General features: G+C 44.2%; 22 protein-coding genes. 17 read left to right on the top strand and 5 right to left on the bottom strand.

Annotation, left to right across the window (positions count from 1 at the left end; translation table 11 throughout):
• Positions 1–5 precede the first annotated feature (5 nt).
• Positions 6–1163, top strand: coding sequence for a putative pilus assembly protein FilE (filE, locus tag AC1IR0_RS11005; RefSeq protein ID WP_479741388.1), 1158 nt, complete (start codon positions 6–8; stop codon positions 1161–1163).
• Between the two features lie 21 nt (positions 1164–1184).
• A complete protein-coding gene (gene filF, locus AC1IR0_RS11010; protein WP_409654729.1) occupies positions 1185–3116 on the top strand; it encodes a putative pilus system protein FilF in 1932 nt (643 codons plus the stop codon).
• Positions 3117–3175: 59 nt separating this feature from the next.
• Here the strand turns inward: filF and AC1IR0_RS11015 are convergent, their stop codons facing one another.
• Positions 3176–3724 (bottom strand): NUDIX hydrolase, encoded by a 549-nt coding sequence (locus tag AC1IR0_RS11015; protein WP_409654766.1) that lies wholly within the window; start codon positions 3722–3724, stop codon positions 3176–3178.
• A 123-nt stretch (positions 3725–3847) separates the two neighbouring features.
• Here AC1IR0_RS11015 and AC1IR0_RS11020 point away from each other — a divergent pair, with 123 nt between their 5' ends.
• The 9 genes from AC1IR0_RS11020 to AC1IR0_RS11060 all read left to right on the top strand — a co-directional run bounded on the left by AC1IR0_RS11020 (position 3848) and on the right by AC1IR0_RS11060 (position 12218).
• A complete protein-coding gene (locus AC1IR0_RS11020) occupies positions 3848–4456 on the top strand; it encodes an NUDIX hydrolase (protein ID WP_409654727.1) in 609 nt (202 codons plus the stop codon).
• A 24-nt stretch (positions 4457–4480) separates the two neighbouring features.
• Positions 4481–5008, top strand: coding sequence for a gamma carbonic anhydrase family protein (locus AC1IR0_RS11025; RefSeq protein ID WP_409654763.1), 528 nt, complete (start codon positions 4481–4483; stop codon positions 5006–5008).
• 136 nt (positions 5009–5144) lie between these two features.
• A complete protein-coding gene (gene tsaB, locus AC1IR0_RS11030; protein WP_164542795.1) occupies positions 5145–5810 on the top strand; it encodes a tRNA (adenosine(37)-N6)-threonylcarbamoyltransferase complex dimerization subunit type 1 TsaB in 666 nt (221 codons plus the stop codon).
• Between the two features lie 16 nt (positions 5811–5826).
• Positions 5827–6651: an undecaprenyl-diphosphate phosphatase gene (locus AC1IR0_RS11035; protein WP_004279167.1), complete on the top strand. Its 825-nt coding sequence runs from the start codon at positions 5827–5829 to the stop codon at positions 6649–6651.
• Positions 6645–7466 (top strand): class I SAM-dependent methyltransferase, encoded by an 822-nt coding sequence (locus AC1IR0_RS11040; protein ID WP_479741389.1) that lies wholly within the window; start codon positions 6645–6647, stop codon positions 7464–7466. The genes AC1IR0_RS11035 and AC1IR0_RS11040 overlap by 7 nt, the downstream gene beginning before the upstream one ends.
• A gap of 120 nt (positions 7467–7586) precedes the next feature.
• On the top strand, positions 7587–8969 hold the full coding sequence (locus AC1IR0_RS11045) for a C13 family peptidase (protein WP_121979674.1): 1383 nt from the start codon (positions 7587–7589) through the stop codon (positions 8967–8969).
• Positions 8970–9012: 43 nt separating this feature from the next.
• Positions 9013–9849 carry an S-formylglutathione hydrolase gene (gene fghA, locus AC1IR0_RS11050; protein ID WP_407595241.1) on the top strand — a complete coding sequence of 279 codons (837 nt, stop codon included), beginning with the start codon at positions 9013–9015 and terminating at the stop codon, positions 9847–9849.
• Between the two features lie 120 nt (positions 9850–9969).
• Positions 9970–11067, top strand: a complete 1098-nt coding sequence (locus AC1IR0_RS11055) for a YjgN family protein (RefSeq protein WP_479741390.1) — start codon at positions 9970–9972, stop codon at positions 11065–11067.
• 11 nt (positions 11068–11078) lie between these two features.
• Positions 11079–12218 carry a M48 family metallopeptidase gene (locus tag AC1IR0_RS11060; RefSeq protein ID WP_409654717.1) on the top strand — a complete coding sequence of 380 codons (1140 nt, stop codon included), beginning with the start codon at positions 11079–11081 and terminating at the stop codon, positions 12216–12218.
• A 44-nt stretch (positions 12219–12262) separates the two neighbouring features.
• On the opposite strand, the gene AC1IR0_RS11065 is transcribed toward AC1IR0_RS11060, so the two are convergent.
• On the bottom strand, positions 12263–12541 hold the full coding sequence (locus tag AC1IR0_RS11065; RefSeq protein WP_479741391.1) for a DUF2218 domain-containing protein: 279 nt from the start codon (positions 12539–12541) through the stop codon (positions 12263–12265).
• A gap of 169 nt (positions 12542–12710) precedes the next feature.
• On the opposite strand from AC1IR0_RS11065, the gene rpe reads away from it, so the two are divergent.
• From rpe to AC1IR0_RS11080, 3 genes are all read left to right on the top strand, one after another.
• Positions 12711–13397 (top strand): ribulose-phosphate 3-epimerase, encoded by a 687-nt coding sequence (gene rpe / locus AC1IR0_RS11070; protein WP_409654714.1) that lies wholly within the window; start codon positions 12711–12713, stop codon positions 13395–13397.
• A gap of 635 nt (positions 13398–14032) precedes the next feature.
• Positions 14033–14350: a DMT family transporter gene (locus AC1IR0_RS11075; RefSeq protein WP_004279177.1), complete on the top strand. Its 318-nt coding sequence runs from the start codon at positions 14033–14035 to the stop codon at positions 14348–14350.
• 73 nt (positions 14351–14423) lie between these two features.
• A complete protein-coding gene (locus tag AC1IR0_RS11080; protein ID WP_004730698.1) occupies positions 14424–14909 on the top strand; it encodes a methylated-DNA--[protein]-cysteine S-methyltransferase in 486 nt (161 codons plus the stop codon).
• 373 nt (positions 14910–15282) lie between these two features.
• Here the strand turns inward: AC1IR0_RS11080 and AC1IR0_RS11085 are convergent, their stop codons facing one another.
• The 3 genes from AC1IR0_RS11085 to paaZ form a co-directional block, all read right to left on the bottom strand.
• On the bottom strand, positions 15283–16218 hold the full coding sequence (locus tag AC1IR0_RS11085) for a tRNA dihydrouridine synthase (protein ID WP_409654710.1): 936 nt from the start codon (positions 16216–16218) through the stop codon (positions 15283–15285).
• Between the two features lie 187 nt (positions 16219–16405).
• Positions 16406–17845, bottom strand: a complete 1440-nt coding sequence (locus AC1IR0_RS11090) for a spinster family MFS transporter (RefSeq protein WP_005172468.1) — start codon at positions 17843–17845, stop codon at positions 16406–16408.
• 194 nt (positions 17846–18039) lie between these two features.
• Entirely contained in the window at positions 18040–20151 is a 2112-nt protein-coding gene (gene paaZ / locus AC1IR0_RS11095; RefSeq protein WP_409654707.1) for a phenylacetic acid degradation bifunctional protein PaaZ, read from the bottom strand.
• Positions 20152–20413: 262 nt separating this feature from the next.
• Here paaZ and paaA point away from each other — a divergent pair, with 262 nt between their 5' ends.
• Genes paaA through paaC form a run of 3 tightly spaced genes read left to right on the top strand, consistent with a single transcriptional unit; the run spans position 20414 to position 22455 of the window.
• Positions 20414–21358 (top strand): 1,2-phenylacetyl-CoA epoxidase subunit PaaA, encoded by a 945-nt coding sequence (gene paaA / locus AC1IR0_RS11100; RefSeq protein WP_004646055.1) that lies wholly within the window; start codon positions 20414–20416, stop codon positions 21356–21358.
• A 33-nt stretch (positions 21359–21391) separates the two neighbouring features.
• Positions 21392–21682 (top strand): 1,2-phenylacetyl-CoA epoxidase subunit PaaB, encoded by a 291-nt coding sequence (paaB, locus tag AC1IR0_RS11105; protein WP_004279183.1) that lies wholly within the window; start codon positions 21392–21394, stop codon positions 21680–21682.
• A gap of 17 nt (positions 21683–21699) precedes the next feature.
• Entirely contained in the window at positions 21700–22455 is a 756-nt protein-coding gene (gene paaC / locus AC1IR0_RS11110) for a 1,2-phenylacetyl-CoA epoxidase subunit PaaC (protein WP_409654702.1), read from the top strand.
• Positions 22456–22482: the final 27 nt, after the last annotated feature.

A 22482-nucleotide genomic window follows, 5' to 3' on the forward strand; every position in this document is an offset into this window, starting at 1 on the left:
GAAAAATGATCAAGACAGGGAACGTTGGATTGACAGCGGTACTGGCTTTAAGCCTGGTATCCATGTCTTTTTATACAAGCGCTAAAGAATTTATTACGATTATTGGTCCGGATGGGCGACCATTAGTCGTACCACGTAATAATGCAGAGAAAAAAACTGAGGACAAATCTCGATTGGCAAAAAAAGTAGGAGCTGCAGCAGTTCATTCCACACCTGTGAAGCAAAACTTAGAAAAAGTTCCCGTCGTAGAAAATGGACAAGTTAAACCTAAGCATGGCCATAATATGGTTGTACAACCAGTACAACCAGTACAACCAGTACAACCAGTACAACCAGTACAACCAGTACAACTGCATACTGCGCAAGAAAAGATTCAGTCTAAACCACAATTAAAATCTGGATCTAAAGCTCCTCAAATTTCTGATGCTGGAGTTGGATCTTCTGTTGCTAACATACACAAACCGGGATTTAGCCGGGTTGAAGGTATTGAATATGTGGATAGTGAGTATCTGGAAAATAAAGAATTTAATTTGGAAGGTAAAAAACGTTTCTATAGCATGCCCGAAGGAGTAGTAGATAAAAATATCGGAACTACTCGGATCCAGACAATTGAACGTGAAAAAGGGGTGGGACAATCTGTATTAAAATCCTTGTTTCAAACGCCAGAAGTAGATTCCGGTCCTGTAGTACTGGCTCAAAGTTATTATCGTATTTCACAGTCGGAGACCATCGATAGCTTGGGCAAGCAGTGTTTTAATGATAAGAAAATTAAAAAAGCGAAAGAAATCAGCCTTAAAAAAGCAGTTAGCCTGTGGCCTCGCGCACCTCTTAAAGCAGACGAATTTGATTTTGAAGTGGTAAAGCTTCAATCCGATATCCAGAATATTCAGATCAACTCTTATGCTTCTAGCCAGAAAAATCCAACGTATTATTGGCCTTTTGTTGTGTTTTTAGACAGTCGCGGCTGTGTGCTTGAAGGAGCGGGCGGTTTTAAAAATCAGGAAGGTCAGGCGAATATTATTCAACATGAGTGTATCGAAGGGGTTCTCCAGATTCCTGCTCAAAGTGAATATGTATTATTGACGCCTTTGGCCTCCGCGATAGATGTTGAAGACAAGATGCTGACAAATCATGGACAACTAAAATTAGTCGCCATTCGATAAGGACTATTCGAGTACAAAAAGATGAAAAATAAAATATTATTTCCATTTGCTTTAACCACACTTTTAACGGCACTGAGTGGGTGTGGTGGGGAAAGTGCCAATGTCATTCCAGAAAAAAATGATGAAGCCACGACCAATGGTACTTGTACCCCAGGTACAACTAACTGTGTGGAATGGGGGCTGGAATATCCGCTCGATGGTTTGAACTTTAACTGTAGTAGCGATACAGAAAATACCTTTATTACCTTATTTGATAGTAAAAACGGGGTTGCTTCTGGAACCTGTCAAAAGACGGATAATATTGAGTTTTATATTCAAAGTTTTGCTTCACGCAAGATTAATTTAGGTCAAATTAAACTCAGCGATTATGCCAGTTTTAGTGCCCAGACCCAGCTGCCGCGTTTAAGTGTAATCGATATTGCAACTGGGATTGCTCGACGTCCAGTAGGTGATTTGGTGCCTAATGATCCTACCGTTCAGGTGGCCATGCGTCTGGTTAAAATTCTGCAAGCTTTGGCGTTAGAAGAAGGGCGTATTATTAATCCATCTGATGTACAACCTTTGTATATTACTGAAGAGATGCGTAAAGACCTGGCGAAAACCAGTGAGAATATCAATCTGATGGATGCCGATTTGGCGACCAAAATTAAAGATTTTGTTGATATCAGCACAATTTCGGATGAGGTGGCTTTTGCCACTGTTAAAAAACTGGTGACGATTGCCAACGCAGCCGTGTATCAGCCAGAATTTTCATTATTTTCAACATCTGGCGTGATTGGTAGTAACCTGACTGGTTCGGATGGATTGGTGGGCTGTAATCAAAGCCCTTGTGATATTAAGAATAAGAATACTAAATATTTATTTGGCCATTTCATGCTGATTACTGATCGCCAGGGCTATACCTTTGGCAGCGGCCTGCAATGGCGTGATACCCAGTTAACATTGGCTAAAGAAAATTTATCTTCCTTAGGGGGGATTAATGCTCAACTCATCCGTAAGGTGAAACCGGTACAAATGACCGCTGATCCGCAAAGTTCATGGATTCATCCAACCAGTAAAACCATTAACACGCCTTACCGTCTGAATATCGCAAATAATGCGACTCCGCTTGAGTTGTATCAAGGCAGATTATTGAATGATTATGTGATCGCGGGTAAAGAAGCTTTCTATAAAGTGGTGACTGACAAAAAATCGCTGGATACTTCTGATCAAGCCAACTTGGGGTTGTGGCGTTTGCAGGCCGATGGTGAAAACTATACGGGAAGCGTTGATCTCTACAAGATTTTCCCGATTAGTTATCTGGATCGTCAGGTCTTTAAAACAGCGCAGAATGTGGCAGATAAGGAGAAATATATCTTCCCAATGTATGCCAATCTGGAATTTAAATTTACAGATACCACTGTCAGCCCAATTACTTTAGGAATCGTAATTGACAGCAATGGTGATGTACGCACCAATATGCAATCCTCTAGTAATTTCGCGACTGATCCGGTGAATGGCTGTCAAGGCGATGTGTTGGCAGATACGCTCTTAGATCATCAAGGCATACAACAATATCGCCTTGGAACTTTGGGACGTGCATTTGTGGCTGATAAAGCGGTTTCCATGCGCCTGATTTTGGCCAATGAAAAGTTTGGTAATATCAATGGCGCATTGGTAGGGGTAGACTCACGCATCCAGTCTTCACCGGATTCTAGGGATTCGATTGTGATCGGTGGTGCGCTGCTCAATTTGTCTAATGTGTTGGATACTAATGTGGGCCAGAATGGGCGTGTAACTTTCCTGAATTCGGCAGGGGATGGGGTACAATGGGCCAATACCTATGCGAGTTTTCAAAAAGTTTATAATAATAACAATGAGGGTGAAACACCGGCAGATATTAGCCTGGCAAAATTAAACGGTGGTTCGGTTGAGTTTAAACTCGCGGATTGCTATCAAGTCAAAGCTAAATAATATTCCTTAAAAATAAAAAAATCCCATCTTAGTATGGGATTTTTTTATGCATATTAGATTTAACCGGTATGGTCTAGACGCGTGCCTAAGGTTTCCAGATGCATTGGAAAAATATTATTTTTACGGTCTTCAAAATAATGTCTGAGAGTATGTTCTACACTCGGGAAGGCAAGTTCGGTCCAGGGAATATCTACTTCATCAAATAAACGTGTTTCGATGGTCTCTTCACCCGCACCAAATTTTCCATCAATCAGATTGGCTTTAAATAGCACATAAATCTGACCAATACGCGGAATGTTATACATACAGTACAGCTGTTCAATGTCTACTTCAGCTTCGGCTTCTTCACGGGTTTCCCGGGCAGCCCCTTGCTCCATGGTTTCAAACAGTTCCATATAGCCGGCAGGTAAAGTCCATAAGCCGTAGCGTGGTTCAATGGCACGACGGCACAACAGTACTTTGTTTTCCCAGAGGATCAAAGCGCCACAAATCACTTTCGGATTAATGTAATGAATAGAGCCGCATGAATCACATACGCTACGAATTTGCTGATCGCCCAAAGGAATTTTAGCGGTGGTTTTATGTCCACAATTCACACAGAAGTTCATATTCATCATCAATGATAAAAGTAAGCTCAGGATAACTGAAAAAGCAAAATTTGGCATCATTTCTCTCCCGCCCCGACTAAAATCAGCTATGATGAAATTATGATCATCGTCAGGGCTGAGAGAATGGATGCATGTGAATTGACACAAAGGTTGCAGCAACGATTACGTTTTTCCAAGCGTATCCGATCTGCGCATGCTGCCGTGTTGATTGCAATTACAGATGAAGCTGACCCTAAAGTATTGCTGACGCGCCGTTCAGCTTATTTGAATAATCATGCCGGAGAAGTCTCATTTCCAGGTGGCAAGCGCGATCCGCAAGATACCAGTAATATTGTGGTGGCTCTAAGAGAAGCCTATGAGGAAACGGCACTCAATCCTTTTGATGTACATTTAATGGGTGATTTGCCGATGCAAAAAGCCCGCAATGGCATGCTGGTCAAACCGATTGTGGGACTGATTTCTCCGCAAGTGAAGCTGATTCCACAACCGACGGAAATCGACCGGATTTTCTTTGCCTCATTGCAGCATTTGCTTGAAGTGACGCCTACGCCTTATGAAGTTCGCTTTGCCCAGCAATCTTTATATTTTCCAAGTATGCGGGTAGAAAATGAAGTGGTTTGGGGCTTGACCGCACGTATGCTGATTTCTTTATTTCAATATGGGCTGGATTATAAAAAAGACTGGCCATTCTTGCTTAATTCTCCAACTTTTAAACGCTCCAAATTTTTTTAACCATTGAACAGGATTTTATCAATGTTGTACAAATTTCAGGGATATATACCTACCGCTACACATCAGCCATGGGATGGCTGGGTGGCACCAACCGCAACCGTGATTGGGCAAGTTGAACTTGGGCGCCAAGTCAGTGTCTGGTTTGGGGCTGTAGTACGTGCAGATAACAGTAAAATTAAATTGGGTGACTTTAGTAATGTGCAGGAAAATGCAGTACTGCATACGGATGCCGGCATTGAGATGAATATTGGCAATTATGTGACAATTGGGCATCAGGCCATGCTGCATGGCTGTACCATTGGAGATAACAGCCTGATCGGAATTCAAGCCGTCATTCTGAACAATGCCGTGATTGGCAAGAATTGTATTATCGGGGCCAATGCCTTGATTCCTGAAGGTAAGATCATTCCGGATAATTCCGTGGTGATGGGCTCACCCGGTAAAGTGGTGAAAACGCTGGATGATGACAGTATTCAAAAATTAACAATGAGCGCCATGCATTATGCTGAACATTTTCAAAACTTTCAGGAGTTGGAAGAAGTGCAATTCTAAGGCACTCTTTTATTGATTGAATCATAAGCCTAGATTTTCTAGGCATTTTTGTATCTGTTTCGGGAAAATCTCGCGTAGCGGATATGAGTGGAGTATCATATCCGCGTTTTTTATATTCTCTGAATTAAGGTTGTGCATGAAAGTGCTGGCATTGGAGACTGCCAATGAGCAGTGTTCCGTTTCTGTAATCGATGATACTCAAGAACTATTTTTTCAGCTTGATGCGCGCGCCAAGGCACAAACGCAAACGATTCTCCCGATGATTGAACAAGGTCTGCAAGATCTTGGGCTGGCCATTGCTGATTTGACCGCGATTGCCTTTAGTCGTGGTCCGGGTTCTTTTAGCGGTGTCCGCATTAATGCTGCCGTGACTCAGGCCTTGGCTTGGTCCAATGACTTGCCTGTGATTCCGGTGTCGACTTTACAGGCTTTGGCACAAGCAGCCTACCGTTTACATGGTCTGACTGAGGTGTCTGCGGTATTGGATGCCCGTATGAGCGAAGTCTATATCGCGAGCTATCAACTGGATGCGAAGGGGATTATGCAACCGGTCGATGATGAGCAACTGTTAAGTTATGCAGCAGGTAGCCAAGCTGTGCGCTTTACCCCGGTTGGCTCAGGTGCTGAACTGGTACAAAGCGAAACTTCAATTTATAAAGATGTGCATGCGACCGCACAGGATATCGCCAGCATTGCACGTGCAGCGGCACAAGCAGAAAACTGGGTCAGTGCAGAATTGGCATTACCCGTATATTTACGCGATAACGCGTGGAAAAAAATTCCAGAACAAGGTAAAGCATAATTAATTAGGATAAAGCATGGATCTTTTACTGCTACTCAAAGCGGCCATCATGGGTATTATCGAAGGCATTACCGAGTTTTTGCCTATTTCCAGTACCGGCCATTTGATTTTGGCATCAGAATTAATGAATTTCTGGACCAAGGAAAAGAGTGATGTATTTGTCATCGCGATCCAGATGGGGGCAATTGCTGCCGTTATTTATGAATATTGGGCACGTCTTTGGGGTGCAGCGACCGGGATTGTCAGCGGTGAACCGCAAGGTCGCCGTTTAGGCATTGGCCTGATTCTGGCTTCTATTCCGATTATATTGATTGGTCTGACTTTGGGACAAACTGTCAAACAATTACTGTTTAATGATATTGCCATCGCCATTGGTTTGATCGTCGGTGGTTTGATCATTATCTGGATTGAAAAGAATCCACCACAAGTCCGTGTGCATGAAGTTGAAGAACTCAGCATTAGAGATGCGATCTGGATTGGCCTGATTCAGGTTTTATCCTTGATACCGGGAACTTCCCGTTCAGGCGCAACCATTATCGGTGCAATGTTCCTAGGTGTGTCCCGTAAGGCAGCGACTGAATTCTCATTTTTCTTGGGTATTCCGGTCATTATCGGTGCTGGCCTGCTGGATCTTTATCAAAGCTATGATGTCTTAAATACGACTGAAGACTGGACCGTGATCGGAGTTGGGCTTCTGGTTTCCTTTATCTCGGCATTGATATTAATCCGAGCGCTGGTCGCTTATGTGGCCAAACGCGACTTTATGATCTTTGCCTGGTATCGTATTGCTTCGGGTCTGCTAATTTTATTATTTGCCTATACGGGTTGGAAACTATGGTAAGCGCGATTCGCTTATATACCGAATCTGACTATCAAGAGAAAGCACAGCACTTTGAGGCTGTGCTTTCTTCTCGTGGGGTGCAGGTCGAGATTGAAACTGTTGAAAAACTCAATACACGTTTTTTCCGTTTAAATCCTGAACTGGCACTCTGTGTCGATGCTGACGGACTCTGGTTATGTGCCAACGGCATGAAGATGCAACCGGACTGGCAAGCGGAAACCGGGCGTTTAAAACGCGCATCGTTGAAATCGGAAATGATTGCACGCGCCTGTAATTTAAGTGAAAAACCAAGCTTAGTCGATGCGACTGCGGGTCTAGGGCATGACAGTCTGTTGATGGCACATTTAGGTGCGCAAGTCACCCTGGTTGAACGGCATCCGATTCTGTTCACCTTGCTTGAAGATAGCCATACACGTGCCCAGTCGGATGCATTCCTGAGTCAGGTCGTGTCGCGGATTAATTTGGTCTTTTCTGATTCAGCCGATTATTTAAAACAGCAGGCCGAGCAGCAGCAGATTGTTGATGTGGTTTATCTTGATCCAATGTTCCCACAGCGGGATCAAAATCAGCAGGCAGTCAAAAAGCAGGCACAGGTCAAAAAACAGATGCAGCTGTTGCATATGTTATTGCCTGAAGATGGTGAAATGGATCTGGGCGATAACCTTTTAGAACTGGCACAGAAAATTGGCAAGCGTGTCGTGGTCAAACGTCCGCGTCTGGCGGTATTTCTGGCTGGAAAAGAGCCAAATCATCAATGGCAAGGCGATGCTTGTCGCTTTGATGCGTATTTTCAGCATGAACTTGTAGCTGAATAGGATAATGGCTTCTTTATTAAGCAAAGATTTGTTATATATTTAAAATTAGCATTGATTAAATACTTATCAAGCATAAACTTATTCAGCACATTAGCGAGCCACTCATCTCCTTGAAATCCTATGATCGACTTTAAACCCTCCATTAATTTTTGGCACGATTTTAAGAGCAACCAAATTGCCGGGATGTGGTTATTTCTGGGGTCGAGGCGTTCTTTACAACTGGTCCGTCCATCCATCATGCAATTGGTGTTCTGGGGGATCTTGGGTGGCTGCGCCAACAGTTTGTTTAGCTGGCTCAGTTCAGGCCGTATGGGAGATTTTAACTCTCAAGGTCTGATCAGTTATGCACTTTGGCCTTTCATTGCCCTGATTGTCGGTATTTTTCTTTCGCAACGGGTCAATAATCCACGCTTGATGCTGGTGCCAGCCTTGTTATGGTTGGTGTTAGATACCCATATCATGCTGTTCCAGTGTCTGATTCAGTATCTGGGTGATCTGGATTATCTGCCTTATATCCTTTACGACTATATTCCAACGCTCTTTGTCATGCTGTTTGTCTGGCAAAGTCTGGCAGTGGTCTGGGTGATTTCACGTGAATTAAAATGGCCGTGGTGGGAACGTGCGCTGATTATGCTGGCGACTTTGTTTACGCTAGTAGTTTGGCAGATTTCAGTCAAAGATCAGCCGATCTGGAAAGTCGAAGAAATTCCACCGAGTTTTGCCGAAGATGCTTTCTATGCCCAGCCAACTCTGCTGAACAAAGCGCTGGAAAATATCGAATATGGTGAATTCGCACAGTCGCACTGGTATTTCATGGGAGTGGCTGGAGCGAGCTATCAGGATGTATTCCATTCTGAAGTCGAGCGGATTAAAGAACAGTTTGATACCCGTTTTGGTACTTTTGGCCGATCGATTGCCTTGGTCAATCATCCAGCGACACGTACCACCATGCCGATTGCTTCCAAAACCAGTATGGAGCTGGCATTGCGCCGTATGGGGCAGCAGATGAACCGTGAAAGTGATGTGCTGTTTTTATATATGACCTCTCACGGTTTGCCGAATGTGTTCGAAATGGAAAATGCACCGCTGGATCTGGCGCAGGTCGATCCAAAATGGTTGCGTGAAACACTGGATGCCTCCGGAATCCGCTGGCGCGTGATCGTAATCTCGGCATGTTTTTCAGGCAGTTTTGCTTCAGCCTTACAGAATGACAATACTTTGGTGATTACGGCTTCTGCAGCCGACCGTCAGTCTTTTGGCTGTTCGAATGAAGCGGATTATACCTATTTTGGTCGTGCGTTCTTTGATGAAGCCATGCGTGAAAATAGCAGCTTGCAAAGCGCTTTCGCACAGGCCACAGATACTGTAGCAAAATGGGAATCGGCTCAAGGCTTTGAGCCATCAGAACCGCAATGGGTCATCGGCAAGAATATGGAATTGATGTTGCCACAACTGGAGCAACGTTTATTTCCCCAGAACAGTACGGCAACAGCATCTCCCTAGATCAATGTCATCCACAGACCGGTTGTAATAATAAGGAATAGCCATGGAACTTATACAGAACAATAGAAGCTTTGAAGGTGAACAGCGGATTTATCGTTTTGATTCGCGCTATCTTAAAACCCCGACCAAGTTTGGCATTTTTCTGCCGCCTCAAGCTTTAGAAGGTCACAGCTGTCCTGCATTATTCTATCTGGCTGGTTTGACCTGTACCGAAGAAACCTTTGCCATCAAGGCGCATGCACAGCGTTTGGCGGCACAGCTTGGCTTGATTTTGATTACACCTGATACCTCACCACGTGGTGAAGGCGTGGCAGAAGGCGACAACTGGGATATCGGTCAGGGTGCAAGTTTTTATATCAATGCTACCCAGGCGCCTTGGGTTGAACATTATCAGATGGAAAGCTTTATAGTCGATGAACTCTATGCACTGGTTACTGAGGAGTTCGTAATCCATCCCGGCAAGATCGGCATCTTCGGCCACTCTATGGGTGGTCATGGCGCATTGACTCTGGCATTTAAATATCCAGAAAAATTTAAATCTGTTTCAGCCTTTGCACCAATTTGTGCGCCGAGTCAGTGCCCATGGGGAGACAAAGCATTCTCGAATTATTTGGGTACTGAAAAAGAGGAATGGCTGAAACATGATGCGACCGCTTTGGTTCAGGAAAAGGGCGCATTGTTTGGCGATATCCTGATTGATCAGGGTTTTTCAGACCAGTTCTATAACCAGCTTAATCCAGCCCTGTTCCAGCAGGCTTGTGATGGCGTGAACCAGCCGCTCACTTTGCGTGAACATCAGGGCTATGATCATGGTTATTACTTTATTCAAAGTTTCGTAGATGATCATTTGCAATTCCATGCCGTGCAGTTAAATCCTTAAAGTAGGACTGCAGATATGTAGCAAAGCCAAAAAGATTAAAAAACCTCCAAAATGTTTTTACATTCTGGGGGTTTTTCTTTTAATATCAGATGTATAAAAGTATAAAAAATTGGGGTCGTCATGCAGCAGACAGCAGACGGTATTCGTGTCAGTGAGTCATTATTTCCAGCTGCTTCAAGTTTTTCGACTGAAGCCACGCCTTCGGTCAGACCGAAATATCAGCGATATGGATTCAGATTTCATGGCAGTGCATCCGAATATTTTGGTATCTGGATGGTGAATCTGATGCTGACCATTGTGACATTGACCTTGTACAGCCCTTGGGCCAAAGCACGCCGTATGCGTTATTTCTACGGCAATACCCAATTTTTAAAACATCGCTTCGACTTTGTGGCCATGCCGAGCCGGATCCTGCTGGGTCGTCTGTTTGCACTGGAACTGTATCTGGTCACCGTTGTACTGACCAACTATTCAATCCTTGCCACCAGTTCTTTATTGATGGTCGCTGCGCTGTGTTTGCCCTGGCTCATTCGGATGACGCTGAAATTCAAGGCTAGAAATAGCAAATATGGCAATGTGCGTTTTTATTTTAATGGCAGCAACCGCGAGGCTTATAGGGTCTTATTTCTAGCCATCCTGCTCAATATCTTTACTTTGCTGCTGTTTAGTCCGGTGATGATCTGGCTCTATAAACGCTATTGCTTTAATCATTTATCGATTGGTCAGTTGCAATTCAAGCTGAATATTAACTGGTCCAAGTTTATGTCTGCCGTTTATCTGCCCTTGAGTCTTTGCCTGCTGTTTGGTATTGGCTGGCTTGCAGCAGTGGTGTACTGGGTAGACCGGATAGGGACCAATTTGTTTAGTCTGGGTTTACTGCTTAGCTATCTGCTTTGCCTGGCGCTGGTCTGGCCGGTCATTTCTGCACGTTTATACCTCATTACCTGGAATCATGTGGAGCTCGGTCAAAGTTACTTTAAAACACGGGTCACGACATGGCGTTATAGCTGGATTGTGCTGAGCAACTGGATAGTGCGTGTTCTTAGTCTGGGCTTAATGACGCCTTGGGCTGCCATCCGTTTATATGAATATCAGTTAAAACACTTAGAACTATATGTGGCTGAAGATGAAACCAATCTTGAGCATATCTTGCAACCTGACCCGAGTGCTTTGGCCGATGAAATCCTGGACGTATTTGATTTCGATGCGTCGCTATAGGAGTAAATGTGATGAAACGACCTGTCGAAGTTAAGTTTTATGATGGAATTCTCGCTGAAGCCCGTCGTGCCTGGATTGTACCGGATCAGCAACAAGGGATTGCCTTGAAACTTGATGAGGATGTTCCAGTACAAGTTAGCGCTGCAGATTTTTATTTTTCTTATCCGGACATGGCCTACATTGGTGGTGTCGGTGGTCGTAAACCGATTATTGAGCTGCCTGAAGAGCGTCGGATTGAGTTTTTAAGCAAAGCGCCACATTGGCTCGGGATTAAACATAAAGATATTTATCATGCAATCTGGAAGTTTGAACGTTCACCGATCCTAATTTTCTTTTCCATGATCATCGTGATTAGTGCAGTGATTGTGATTTTAAAATGGGGGATTCCTTATAGTGCCAAACAGCTGGCAAAACTTCTTCCGGAGCAGACTCTGGTTGAAGTAGGCAACCGGACAGAGCAGCAGTTAATTGCCCAGACCCAGCCAAGTACACTCCCGGCAGAACAGCAGATGCGATTAAAAACTTTGTATGAACAAAAGATTGCTGTAGGAAAACCTGCAAAAATTATTTTCCGTCAAGGTGGATCAAGCATGGGCATGAATGCCGCAGCCATCCCGAATAACACCATTATTGTGACTGATGAACTGGTGAAAATCAGCGGCACCGATGAGGAAGTCCTCGCAGTACTGGCCCACGAACAAGGCCATCTGGTACAGAAGCACAGCATGCAAAAAGTGATTTCTAATCTGGGTGTGGCGGGACTGTTTGCCTTTGTAACTGGAGATTTAAGTGATGTGGTCACCGCATCTGTAGTGGTCCTGACCGATGCCGGATATTCGCAGGCGATTGAACTGGATGCCGATGACTATGCCATGCAGCATTGGCATCAACAGCAGATTTCCAGTATTCACTTGTCTAATTTTTTGCAGCGGGTGGAAAATGCCAGAATACTGGCAGAGGAATCACAAACCTTAAAAATGAAAAATTTCACTCTCAATATCGATGGAAAAGACCGGCATCTGACAGAAACCGAACTGAAATGGATTCGCCTGATCGGGAAGTTTAAAAAATATCTGGAATCACATCCCGAACTGGATAAAAGGATTCAGCGTATTCATGCCTTTAATGAACAAGCGAATCATCGTATTTAGTTTCTGATCATTGCTATGTCTTGATCATCAAGGCTTTTTAGTCCCTATCTTTGCCAGTCGGCAGTCAGATGTTCCTGTCCCATACAGATCAGATGATCCAGAACCACATTTTCGAGTTTATTCAGGTCAGTAAATTCATCTGTGCTTTGAATCGTTACGGTTAGATGATCCTGTTCAGGAGCCAATATCACTTCAGCATTTGGAAAATGAATCAGGAAATTTTGTTCGGTTTCATCAATATTAAATTTATGTTTCCAGTGATTGGCCAAGCGTTTGGCAATTCGTGAAGCTTGTTGCGTCTGGATATGGGCCATACTTTTCATCAGTTTTCTACACTATTCATCATTATCCCTGCACTTTAAACCAGGCGGTGATGCCGGCATAAGCACCAAAGCGTTACACAGCGTTTTAATCTTGCAACATCGAATCACAGTAGCCGGAGCGGATTTGATATAATGGGAAAAATCCAATTTCAACAAGCCAGGTTCTCCCATGTCCAAGCCTTATTTAATTGCCCCTTCTATTTTATCTGCTGACTTTGCCCGTTTAGGTGAAGAAGTCGAGAACGTGTTGGAAGCAGGTGCAGACGTTGTCCATTTTGATGTCATGGATAACCATTATGTGCCGAACCTGACTTTTGGTGCAGGTGTTTGTAAGGCCTTGAAAAATTATGGGATCAAGGCGCCCATTGATGTGCATTTGATGGTTAAGCCGGTGGATCGCATGATCGGGGATTTCCTTGAAGCGGGTGCTGATATCATTACTTTTCATCCAGAAGCTTCTGATCATATTGACCGTTCTTTACAGTTGATCAAATCAGGTGGTGCAAAAGCGGGACTGGTATTTAATCCGGCAACACCATTGCATTACCTGGATTATGTGCTGGATAAAGTCGATCAAATCCTGCTCATGAGCGTGAACCCGGGCTTTGGCGGACAGAAATTTATTCCAATGACTTTGGATAAATTGCGTCAGGCACGCAAACTGATCGATGCTTCAGGTCGTGATATTCGTCTGGAAATCGATGGTGGCGTTACGCCAAGCAACATTCGTGAAATTGCCGAAGCGGGTGCCGATATGTTTGTAGCTGGTTCAGCTATTTTTGGCAAGCCGGATTATAAAGCTGTGATTGATGAAATGCGTACGGAATTAGCGAGAGTAGGGCAGGTTCAACTGTAATCGTTAAAAACTCATAAGTGCATAAATATGTGGATAACTTTATGGATAAGTGTGTAGATATCTATGTTGATAACCATATGGATATGTTGCATAAAATGTAATCGTTTGTAGCCTGATTGATTGCGATTTAGACAAAATTTGTATAAAAAGAACTCAAATTGGGTTCTTTTTTATCGCCTATAACTCTTGTCTTTGGTGGTTGTTTATTCACCATAGGTTGATAATGGAACCAGGCAAAAAGTGATCAATGTGTCGTATATTTGTGTTTCATTATGTAATTTCTCCAGACAAAGTTTAAATTTAATTGATGTGTATAACTTAATATTCTGAGTCCATTCTCATGTAATTGTTGTGAATGAATTGCCCGATTATTAGAACTATTTCTGACTTGGCATTTTCAAAATCTACTATAACCAGAGTAGCCATGAATGTCGTGAAGATTTGAGTAAGACAAAGTTAAGTTGTATCTCGATAAGTCATGTTTTGTAACACTGACCACATTGTTGGCACGCGAATTAATAAAATTTCTATATCTAGATATTGAGGAGGAACGACCTCCCTTGTGAATTACGTATCGGAATTTACAGGAAAAATCGTCAGGACGGCCTGATTCTTATATAAAAGGAGGAGGCTGCATGGCCTGGATCGTACTTATTCTTGCGGGTATTTTTGAAATCGTTTGGGCATATTCGATGAAGCTGTCTGAAGGATTTACCAGACTTACCCCAAGTATTATTACCATTGTCTTCATGGTACTGAGTTTTGCTTTACTGGCTTATGCGATGCGTACTTTGCCGCTAGGTACAGCCTATACGATCTGGACCGGGATTGGTGCAGTGGGTTCATTTCTCATCGGTATTTGGGTTTTGGGTGAACCCGCTACAGCGTTGCGTATGCTGGCTGCCGTACTCATCATTTCCGGTCTGGTGCTGATGAAAGTATCCTCTTCATAATTTGTTTCTGCTTGTCTCGGTGAACTGGGTTAATATAGAAAATGAACTCCAGCGATTGGGACAGGGCGCCATCATGAACTTAAGTTATCTCTATATGGATTCTCCCGTAGGTCAGCTGCAACTGGTCGCGAATGAAACCGCACTGGTAGCTGTGCTTTGGGACTGTGAACAGCCGAATCGGGTGAAAATGGCGACCTTGGTTGAAGATCCGCAGCATCCGGTATTGATTGAAACCAGACATCAGCTCCAAGAATATTTTGCTGGTCAGCGCAATGTTTTTGACCTGCCTTTGGACTTTGCAGGTACTGATTTTCAGAAAAAGGTTTGGCAGGCGCTACTGAATATTCCCTACGGACAGACCCGAAGCTATCGCGACATTGCTGAACAGGTGGGTAATATCAAGGCAGTACGTGCCGTGGGTGCAGCCAATGGCAAAAACCCGATTTCGATTATTGCACCCTGTCATCGGGTGATTGGTCGCAGTGGCAAGCTGGTAGGATTTGCCGGTGGTTTGGATAAAAAAGAAATCCTGTTAAATATTGAGCGGACGCATTCATAAATCTCTTTTATAAATCAAAAAATGATCGTTCTATTCATTTTAAAATGAATATTAAAAGTTCCTTCTCCCTCTGGGATAAGAAGCACTGCTTAGCAAGGAGATGAGGGGGTAAAAACCTCTCCCTCGCCCTCTCCTACAAGGAGAGGGTATTTCCTTTGTAGTAATTATAAAAAATGATTTATGAAAGAACTTTAATATCTAAAAATTTAAAACAAATGAAAAATTAGAATATGGATGTTCTGCTAGTAGAAATTAATCTATTCATACTTTGTGATTGGATTTATTTCGAAGTGGTATTCAAAACAGCCTAAGCAGTCATAAGCTTTTACGAGCCCATAAAAAAGCCTTTGAATGATTCAAAGGCTTTTTAGTGTTAAATATTTGAAGCTTTCAGTTTTTCGGTAATCTCAGCCAGAACTTTAATCCGTTTTACTTCGTCCCATAATGCTTTGGCTTCAGGATAATGTTTCGACATCATGCCGAGCCATTGCTTGTAACGACCGACCATCCCGATCTCAGTTTTGGCTGGACCGTTGATAAAACGAATTTGCAGTTGCAGCAGTTCATTCCAGTTCAGCAAAGGTGCATCCGAATTTTGACGGATACATTGAGTCAGGTCGGGTGTGGTCACCGCACCACGGCCAATCATCAGGTCTTCGCAGCCAGATTCTAGTCGACACTGTTTGGCATCGGTATTGTTCCAGATTTCACCATTGGCGATCACATTGATCTTGAGTGCTTCACGAATCGGTTGTAACTGGTCCCAGAATGCTGGCGGAGTGTAGCCATCGGCTTTGGTACGTGCATGAACGGTGACCCAGGCTGCCCCGGCATCTTCAATGGCATGCGCATTTTCCAGCATAAAATTACGGTCCATATAACCCAGACGCATTTTGGCGGAAACCGGAATATGTGCAGGAACGGCATCACGCACGGCTTTAACCAGCTCATGCACCACTTCGGGTTCATCTAGCAGGACTGAACCACCACGATGACGGTTCACGGTTTTCGCAGGACAACCAAAATTCAGGTCGATTGCCGGTGCACCCATCGCGGCAACTTTGGCTGCATTTGCTGCCAGCATTTCCGGATTATTTCCCAGAAACTGCACATGTACCGGCGTACCCGCCGCCGTCTTGCCATCATTGAGCAATTCCGGGCAGTAACTGTGATAAACATGATCGGGCAGGATAGAGTCGGTGACACGGATAAACTCGGTCACGCACCAGTCAAAGCTACCTACGGATGTCAGCACATCACGCATAATCGGATCGGTTAAGCCTTCCATGGGAGCAAGCACAAGTTTCAACGGTGCACACCTGTAAATTTAAAACGGTGTTATACGTTTTTTTAGCCAGCCTGTCTAGGTTGGAGGGAGAATTGAAATTTGAGAACTTGAAAATTGAGCTTGTGGAATGGATATAAAAAAGGCCTTTAATGTGGATTAAAGGCCTTTCACAGTGAAGCTTAAGATGGCTGATTAATATCCAGCTATTTTAGTCAGCCAGTTTTTCGACTTTCATACTCTCACGATAATACTGACAGCCCTTATACAACAAGAAGAAGCCAATCACTCCGGCAATGGCATTGACGATCGAAATAGAATTACCAACCATCATCGTGTTCTGAAAATATTTATCCGTGATCAACGCCACTGCGGTGGTTCCGATGCCTAAGGCAATCAGATTTGAAATTAGCAGAAACTTGGCAGAGACCTGGGCTCGTAACTGGTTTGGTGTCAGCATTTGCGTAGCAGCAGCGGATGCAGGAATCGGGAAAGTGGAGAAGAACATCGCCACAAAAATCAGCGCAAATGAAAGCTGCATATTATCGACCTGAGTAAACAGCACACTCGGAATAATCAGCGCCGCACAGCCAATGGCACCGGTACGAATTGCAGCATCGCTATAGCCACGCTTTGAAAAGAAGTCGATCAGCCAGCCACAGAACAGGGCACCAGAGGTATTTGCCACTAAAATAATCGTCCCAAGGATATAACCGGTTTGACTCGCATCCAGACCGAAATTACGCATGTAATAGGCAGGTGCCCAGCCCAGCAGCGAATACAGCATCATGGTGTAAAAAGAAAAGCCGATAAAATGACAGAAAAAGGTCTTTTTATGTGTCTTGATAAAACCGATCGAATTTTTGAAAGAGGCTTTAATGACCTGACCATCCTGACCGACTTTCATGCCCTTACGTGCAGGCTCACGCACCGTCAAAACCATCAGCAGGGCCAGCAATACGCCTGGTAGACCCACAATCATAAAGGTAAGTTGCCAGGTTTTTACTTCACCAATGAGCGGTAAAGCCACGAAGCTGACATCTTTTAGCAGGCCAATCACATAGCCGCCAATCAGGAAAGCTAAACCCGAACCAATAAAGGCACCAATCGCATATACCCCGAGTGCACGGCCTAATTTATCTTTGGGAAATAAATCGGCAACGATTGAATAAAAGGCAGGGGAAAGCGCAGCTTCACCGGCACCCACACTCAAACGTGCAATAAACATTTGAATAAAGTTTTTACTGAGACCACAGGCCGCTGTAGCGAGGCTCCAGAATGCAATCCCGGTCGCAATAATTTTAATCCGGGACTTTTGATCCGCCAGCGCGGCAATGGGCAGACCCATAATGGCATAAAACAAGGAGAAGGCTAGACCCTGTAACAGGCTGAACTGGGTATCGCTTAGCATTAAATCGGCTTTAATCGGTTCAATCATTAAGGATAAAATTTGACGGTCTACAAATGACAGAATGTAAGCCACCATACAAATGACCACCACATACCATTGATAGGTGCTGCTTTCCGGTGGTGGTTCAATCTGTTCAGACAGCGGCACGGCCGTTTCTGTCGGTGTAGGCTCAAAACTTTGATTGGGCGGTTGAATCGTCCTTTCAACCATGTCTATGTCTAGCGATTTATCATTCATCATGCAACATCCTGTGCTGATCGTTTGAGATATTTATTTGATACTTTTAATTTATATATTATTTTTATTTTGTATCGTGTTTGATCAATCTAAAGTTTAATTGGATTGACGTCAATCTGTTTTTTAAGAATAGATACAAATAATATTTGAATCAAAAAAAAAGGAATCATAATGATTCCTTTTTTGAGTTTAAATGTTTAGCCGCGCTCAACCAGGGTCAAAATATCATAGGTTGCGACCAGTTCATTGCGCTGATTTTTGACTTTAATATCCCAGACCACCACACCATGTGGTTTCTGTGCCGGATCGCGCAGTGCTTTTGGAGTTTTCTGCTTACAGGTCAGTTCTACCTGAATGGTATCGCCAATTTTCACCGGCTCTACAAAGCGCAAGTTGTCCATGCCATAGTTGGCAATGACCGGGCCTGGAGCAGCCTCGACGAATAAACCGGCCGCGGCAGATACCACGAAATAGCCATGTGCCACACGTTCACCAAACAGGGATTCTGCTGCAGCAATCTTGTCCATATGCGCATAAAAGTGATCACCGCTCAGGCAGCCGAAATTCACCAGATCGGCTTCGGTCACGCTACGTCGTGCAGTCAGTAAACGCTCACCGATACGCAATTCATCAAATGATTTTTTGAATGGATGCACACGGTCTTCAAAGACCTGAGCACCAGCCGTCCAGCTATGACCGACTTGGGTCATGGCATTCGGGGAACCTTGAATTGCAGTCCGTTGCATATAATGTTTCACTGCACGTAAGCCACCGAGCTCCTCACCGCCACCGGCACGTCCCGGTCCGCCATGCACCAGCAAAGGTAGTGGCGAGCCATGTCCGGTACTTTCTTTGGCACTTTCTGCATCCAGAATATGGACACGGCCATGCCATGGCGCAATTTTGCTGAGCAGTTGTTCAATATTTTCATCGGTATTGCGTACGATGGATGCTACCAGACTACCTTCGCCACGTGCCACCAGGTCAGCCAGCTGAGCCAGGTCAGTATATGGCATTAAAGTGACTACAGGTCCAAAGGCTTCAATTTTATGAATATTTTCTGCCTGAGCCGGTGCTTTGCAGACCAAGACTGTTGGTGGATAACATGCGGACTTCTCAGTATTTTGTACTTGAATCTTAAAGTCCTGACGCAAGTGACTACCGAACACAATTTCTGCATCCTGGCTGAGCTGTTCAACTTTTGCCGCGACATCATGTTTCTGTTTAACGCTGGCCAAAGCACCCATTGTCACGCCTTCCTGAGCCGGATCACCGACAACCACTTTTTTCAGTTTTTCAATCAGACGGTCTTGTACTGTATCCAGCAGCTCGGCTGGAACAAAGGCACGACGAATGGCGGTGCATTTTTGTCCGGCTTTAGTGGTCATTTCACGGAAAACTTCACGAACAAATAAATCAATCGTTTCATCATTGGCTTGCGCCGTCAAAATCGCACTATTGACCGAATCTGCTTCCATAGTGAATGGAATCGAGTAGGCATTTAAGTGTGGATGCGAACGCAGTTTTTGCCCGGTTGATGCAGAACCGGTAAAGGTGACCGTATCCTGAGGATTTAAATAATCAAACAAATCATAAACCTGTCCGCAAATGAGCTGCAATGAACCTTCTGGCAAGAAACCGCTTTCATGAATGGCTTTGACCACGGCATGGGTCAGCTCGGCACCTTCGGTCGCCGGTTTGACAATACAGGGTACGCCTGCCAGTAGCGTAGGGGCGATTTTCTCCAGCATGCCCCAGATTGGAAAGTTAAAGGCATTGATATGCACGGCAACACCGGCTTTAGGCGTCAGAATATGTTTCGCGCCAAAGCTACCTTGCTTAGAAAGAGGAATCCAGGCATCTTCGACCCATGCTGTTTCATCACTCAGTTCACGACGCACCAAACTCGAATAGGCATATAAGGTGCCAATCCCGCCTTCAATATCAATCCAGGCATCTTTACGGGTACAGCCGGTTGCTTTGGCAAGCTCATAAAAGTCTTCTTTGCGTTCCATCAAATACTGAGCCACTTGCTTCAGTGCATTGGCACGTTGATGGAAGGTCCATGTGGCAATAGTCGCGCCTTTTTGTTTGGCATACTTCACCACGGCTTGGGTATCGATACCCTGACTGCCGACCTGATAAACCGCTTCACCGCTAATGGCATGATAAACCGTACGTAAATCGGCTTGCGCTGCGTATTCCTGGCCGTACACCAGTGAAGATAAGCTTTTGATGGCAATAGAATTATGGGTTGATTCAGTATCTTGATAATCCGTTGTGCTTGAGCTGCTGTCTAACTCTAACATTGTAAAAACTCCATTTATGATACGTTTTGAGATGTATTTTAATTTTGATGTTTCATAATTTGTGTTGAAAAATTGAAAATGTCAATCATAAATCTGTATTTAAAAATGCGTAACAATAAAATAAAAAATATTAAGTTATATAAAACAAATATTTATTAAAAATAAGGGGTGAAAATTAAATGATACCAATAAATAAATATTGATTTTAATTACGTATCGTTTTAATTTGAGTGTATCAACACTTGGGATAAGTGAGGGAACAATGAATAATCAACAACAAATCTTCGATCAAAAGATTGAAAAGGATATTTCCATCGAGCCGAAGGACTGGATGCCGGATGCTTATCGTAAGACCTTGATTCGTCAGATTGGTCAGCATGCACACTCTGAAGTGGTGGGCATGTTGCCGGAAGGCAACTGGATTACCCGTGCACCGACCTTGAAGCGTAAAGCTGTGCTGATGGCAAAAGTTCAGGACGAAGCCGGTCATGCTTTGTATCTGTACAGTGCTGCAGAAACCCTGGGTGCGGATCGTGACGACATGATGGATAAGCTGATTGCCGGTCGCATGAAATATTCTTCAATTTTCAACTATCCAACCCTGAGCTGGGCCGATGTTGCCGCGATTGGCTGGCTGGTAGATGGTGCAGCAATTGTCAATCAGGTTGCGCTGTGCCGTACATCTTATGGTCCTTATGCCCGCGCTATGGTGCGTGTGTGTAAAGAAGAAAGTTTCCATCAGCGTCAGGGCTTTGAAGCCATGATGGAACTGGCCAATGGTACGCCGGAACAAAAGCAGATGGCACAGGATGCAGTGAACCGTTTCTGGTGGCCGGCACTGATGATGTTTGGTCCAAGTGATGATAATTCACCGAACAGTGCACAAAGTATGCAGTGGAAAATTAAATTATTCAGCAACGATGAGCTACGTCAGAAATTTGTCGATAACACCGTGTCGCAAGTTTTGCAGCTGGGTTTAACCGTTCCAGATCCAGACCTCAAATTCAATGAAGCCACCGGACATTACGAATTTGGTGAAATCAATTGGGATGAGTTTTTTGCGATTCTTGCAGGCAAGGGGCCGTGTAACCATGAGCGTATTGAAGCACGCCGCAAAGCTTGGGAAGGCGGCAAGTGGGTACGTGATTCCGCAGCTGTCTATGCTCAAAAACAGCAGCAACAGTCAGCAGCACAAAAAGTCGCTTAAAAAATAGTTTGATCAATATAAGGAAATTTGCTCATGAATAACAAAAATAACTGGTCACTTTATGAAGTGTTTGTGCGTAGTAAACAGGGTCTGAGTCACCGTCATGTCGGCAGCCTGCGTGCGCCGGATGAGGAAGTCGCACTACAAAATGCCCGCGATGTATATACCCGCCGCAATGAAGGCATCAGTATCTGGGTGGTGAAATCTGAATTGATTACCTCTTCACAGCCAGATGAAAAAGCAGAATTTTTTGAACCCGCTTTGGACAAGGTTTATCGCCATCCAACCTTTTATAACATTCCAGCTGGCATCGAGCATATGTAAAGGGAAAGGTGAAGAATATGACAAATCAAGTATTGGCAGAATTTCTTTTACATGTGGGTGACAGTCAACTGATCCTGTCTCATCGTTTGGCAGAGTGGTGTGGTCATGCACCTGAACTGGAGCTGGATATTGCCTTAGCCAATATCGGACTGGATTTATTGGGTCAGGCACGTACTGCCCTCAGTCTGGCGGGTGAAGTGGAAGGACAGGGCCGTGATGAAGACAAGCTGGCTTATTTCCGTACCGAACGTGAATACCGTAATTTGCTGCTGTGTGAACAGCCGAATGGTGACTTTGCCCAGACCCTGGTGCGCCAGTGGTTGATGGATCACTACCACGCTTTATTGTTTAGCGCCTTAAGTCAAAGTCAGCATACTGAGTTGGCGGCTTTTGCAGTGAAATCACTCAAAGAAGTGAAATATCACCAGCGTTTTTCCACCACCTGGATGGAACGCTTAAGTTTAGGTACCGCAGAAGCGCATGAAAAAACCCAGCAAGGTTTAAACCAGTTATGGCGTTTTACCGAGGAACTTTTTGTTCTGACGGCTGATGAAAGACAGTTGGTCGATAGCGGTGTCATTCCAGATATTGAAAATTTAAAAGCCCAGTGGCTGGAGACCATTACATCCGAGTTAGCGCGATTTGAATTAAGCCTGCCAGAGCTAGGCGCTTATCGCAGTGGGGCTAAACAGGGTTTACATACAGAACATCTCGGTTTTGTTTTGGCTGAACTGCAATACATGCAGCGCACTTATCCAAACATGAACTGGTAATTCGGCACAATCACAGGGAGTGAGTCG

The sequence above is a fragment of the Acinetobacter sp. 129952 genome (assembly GCF_056642055.1).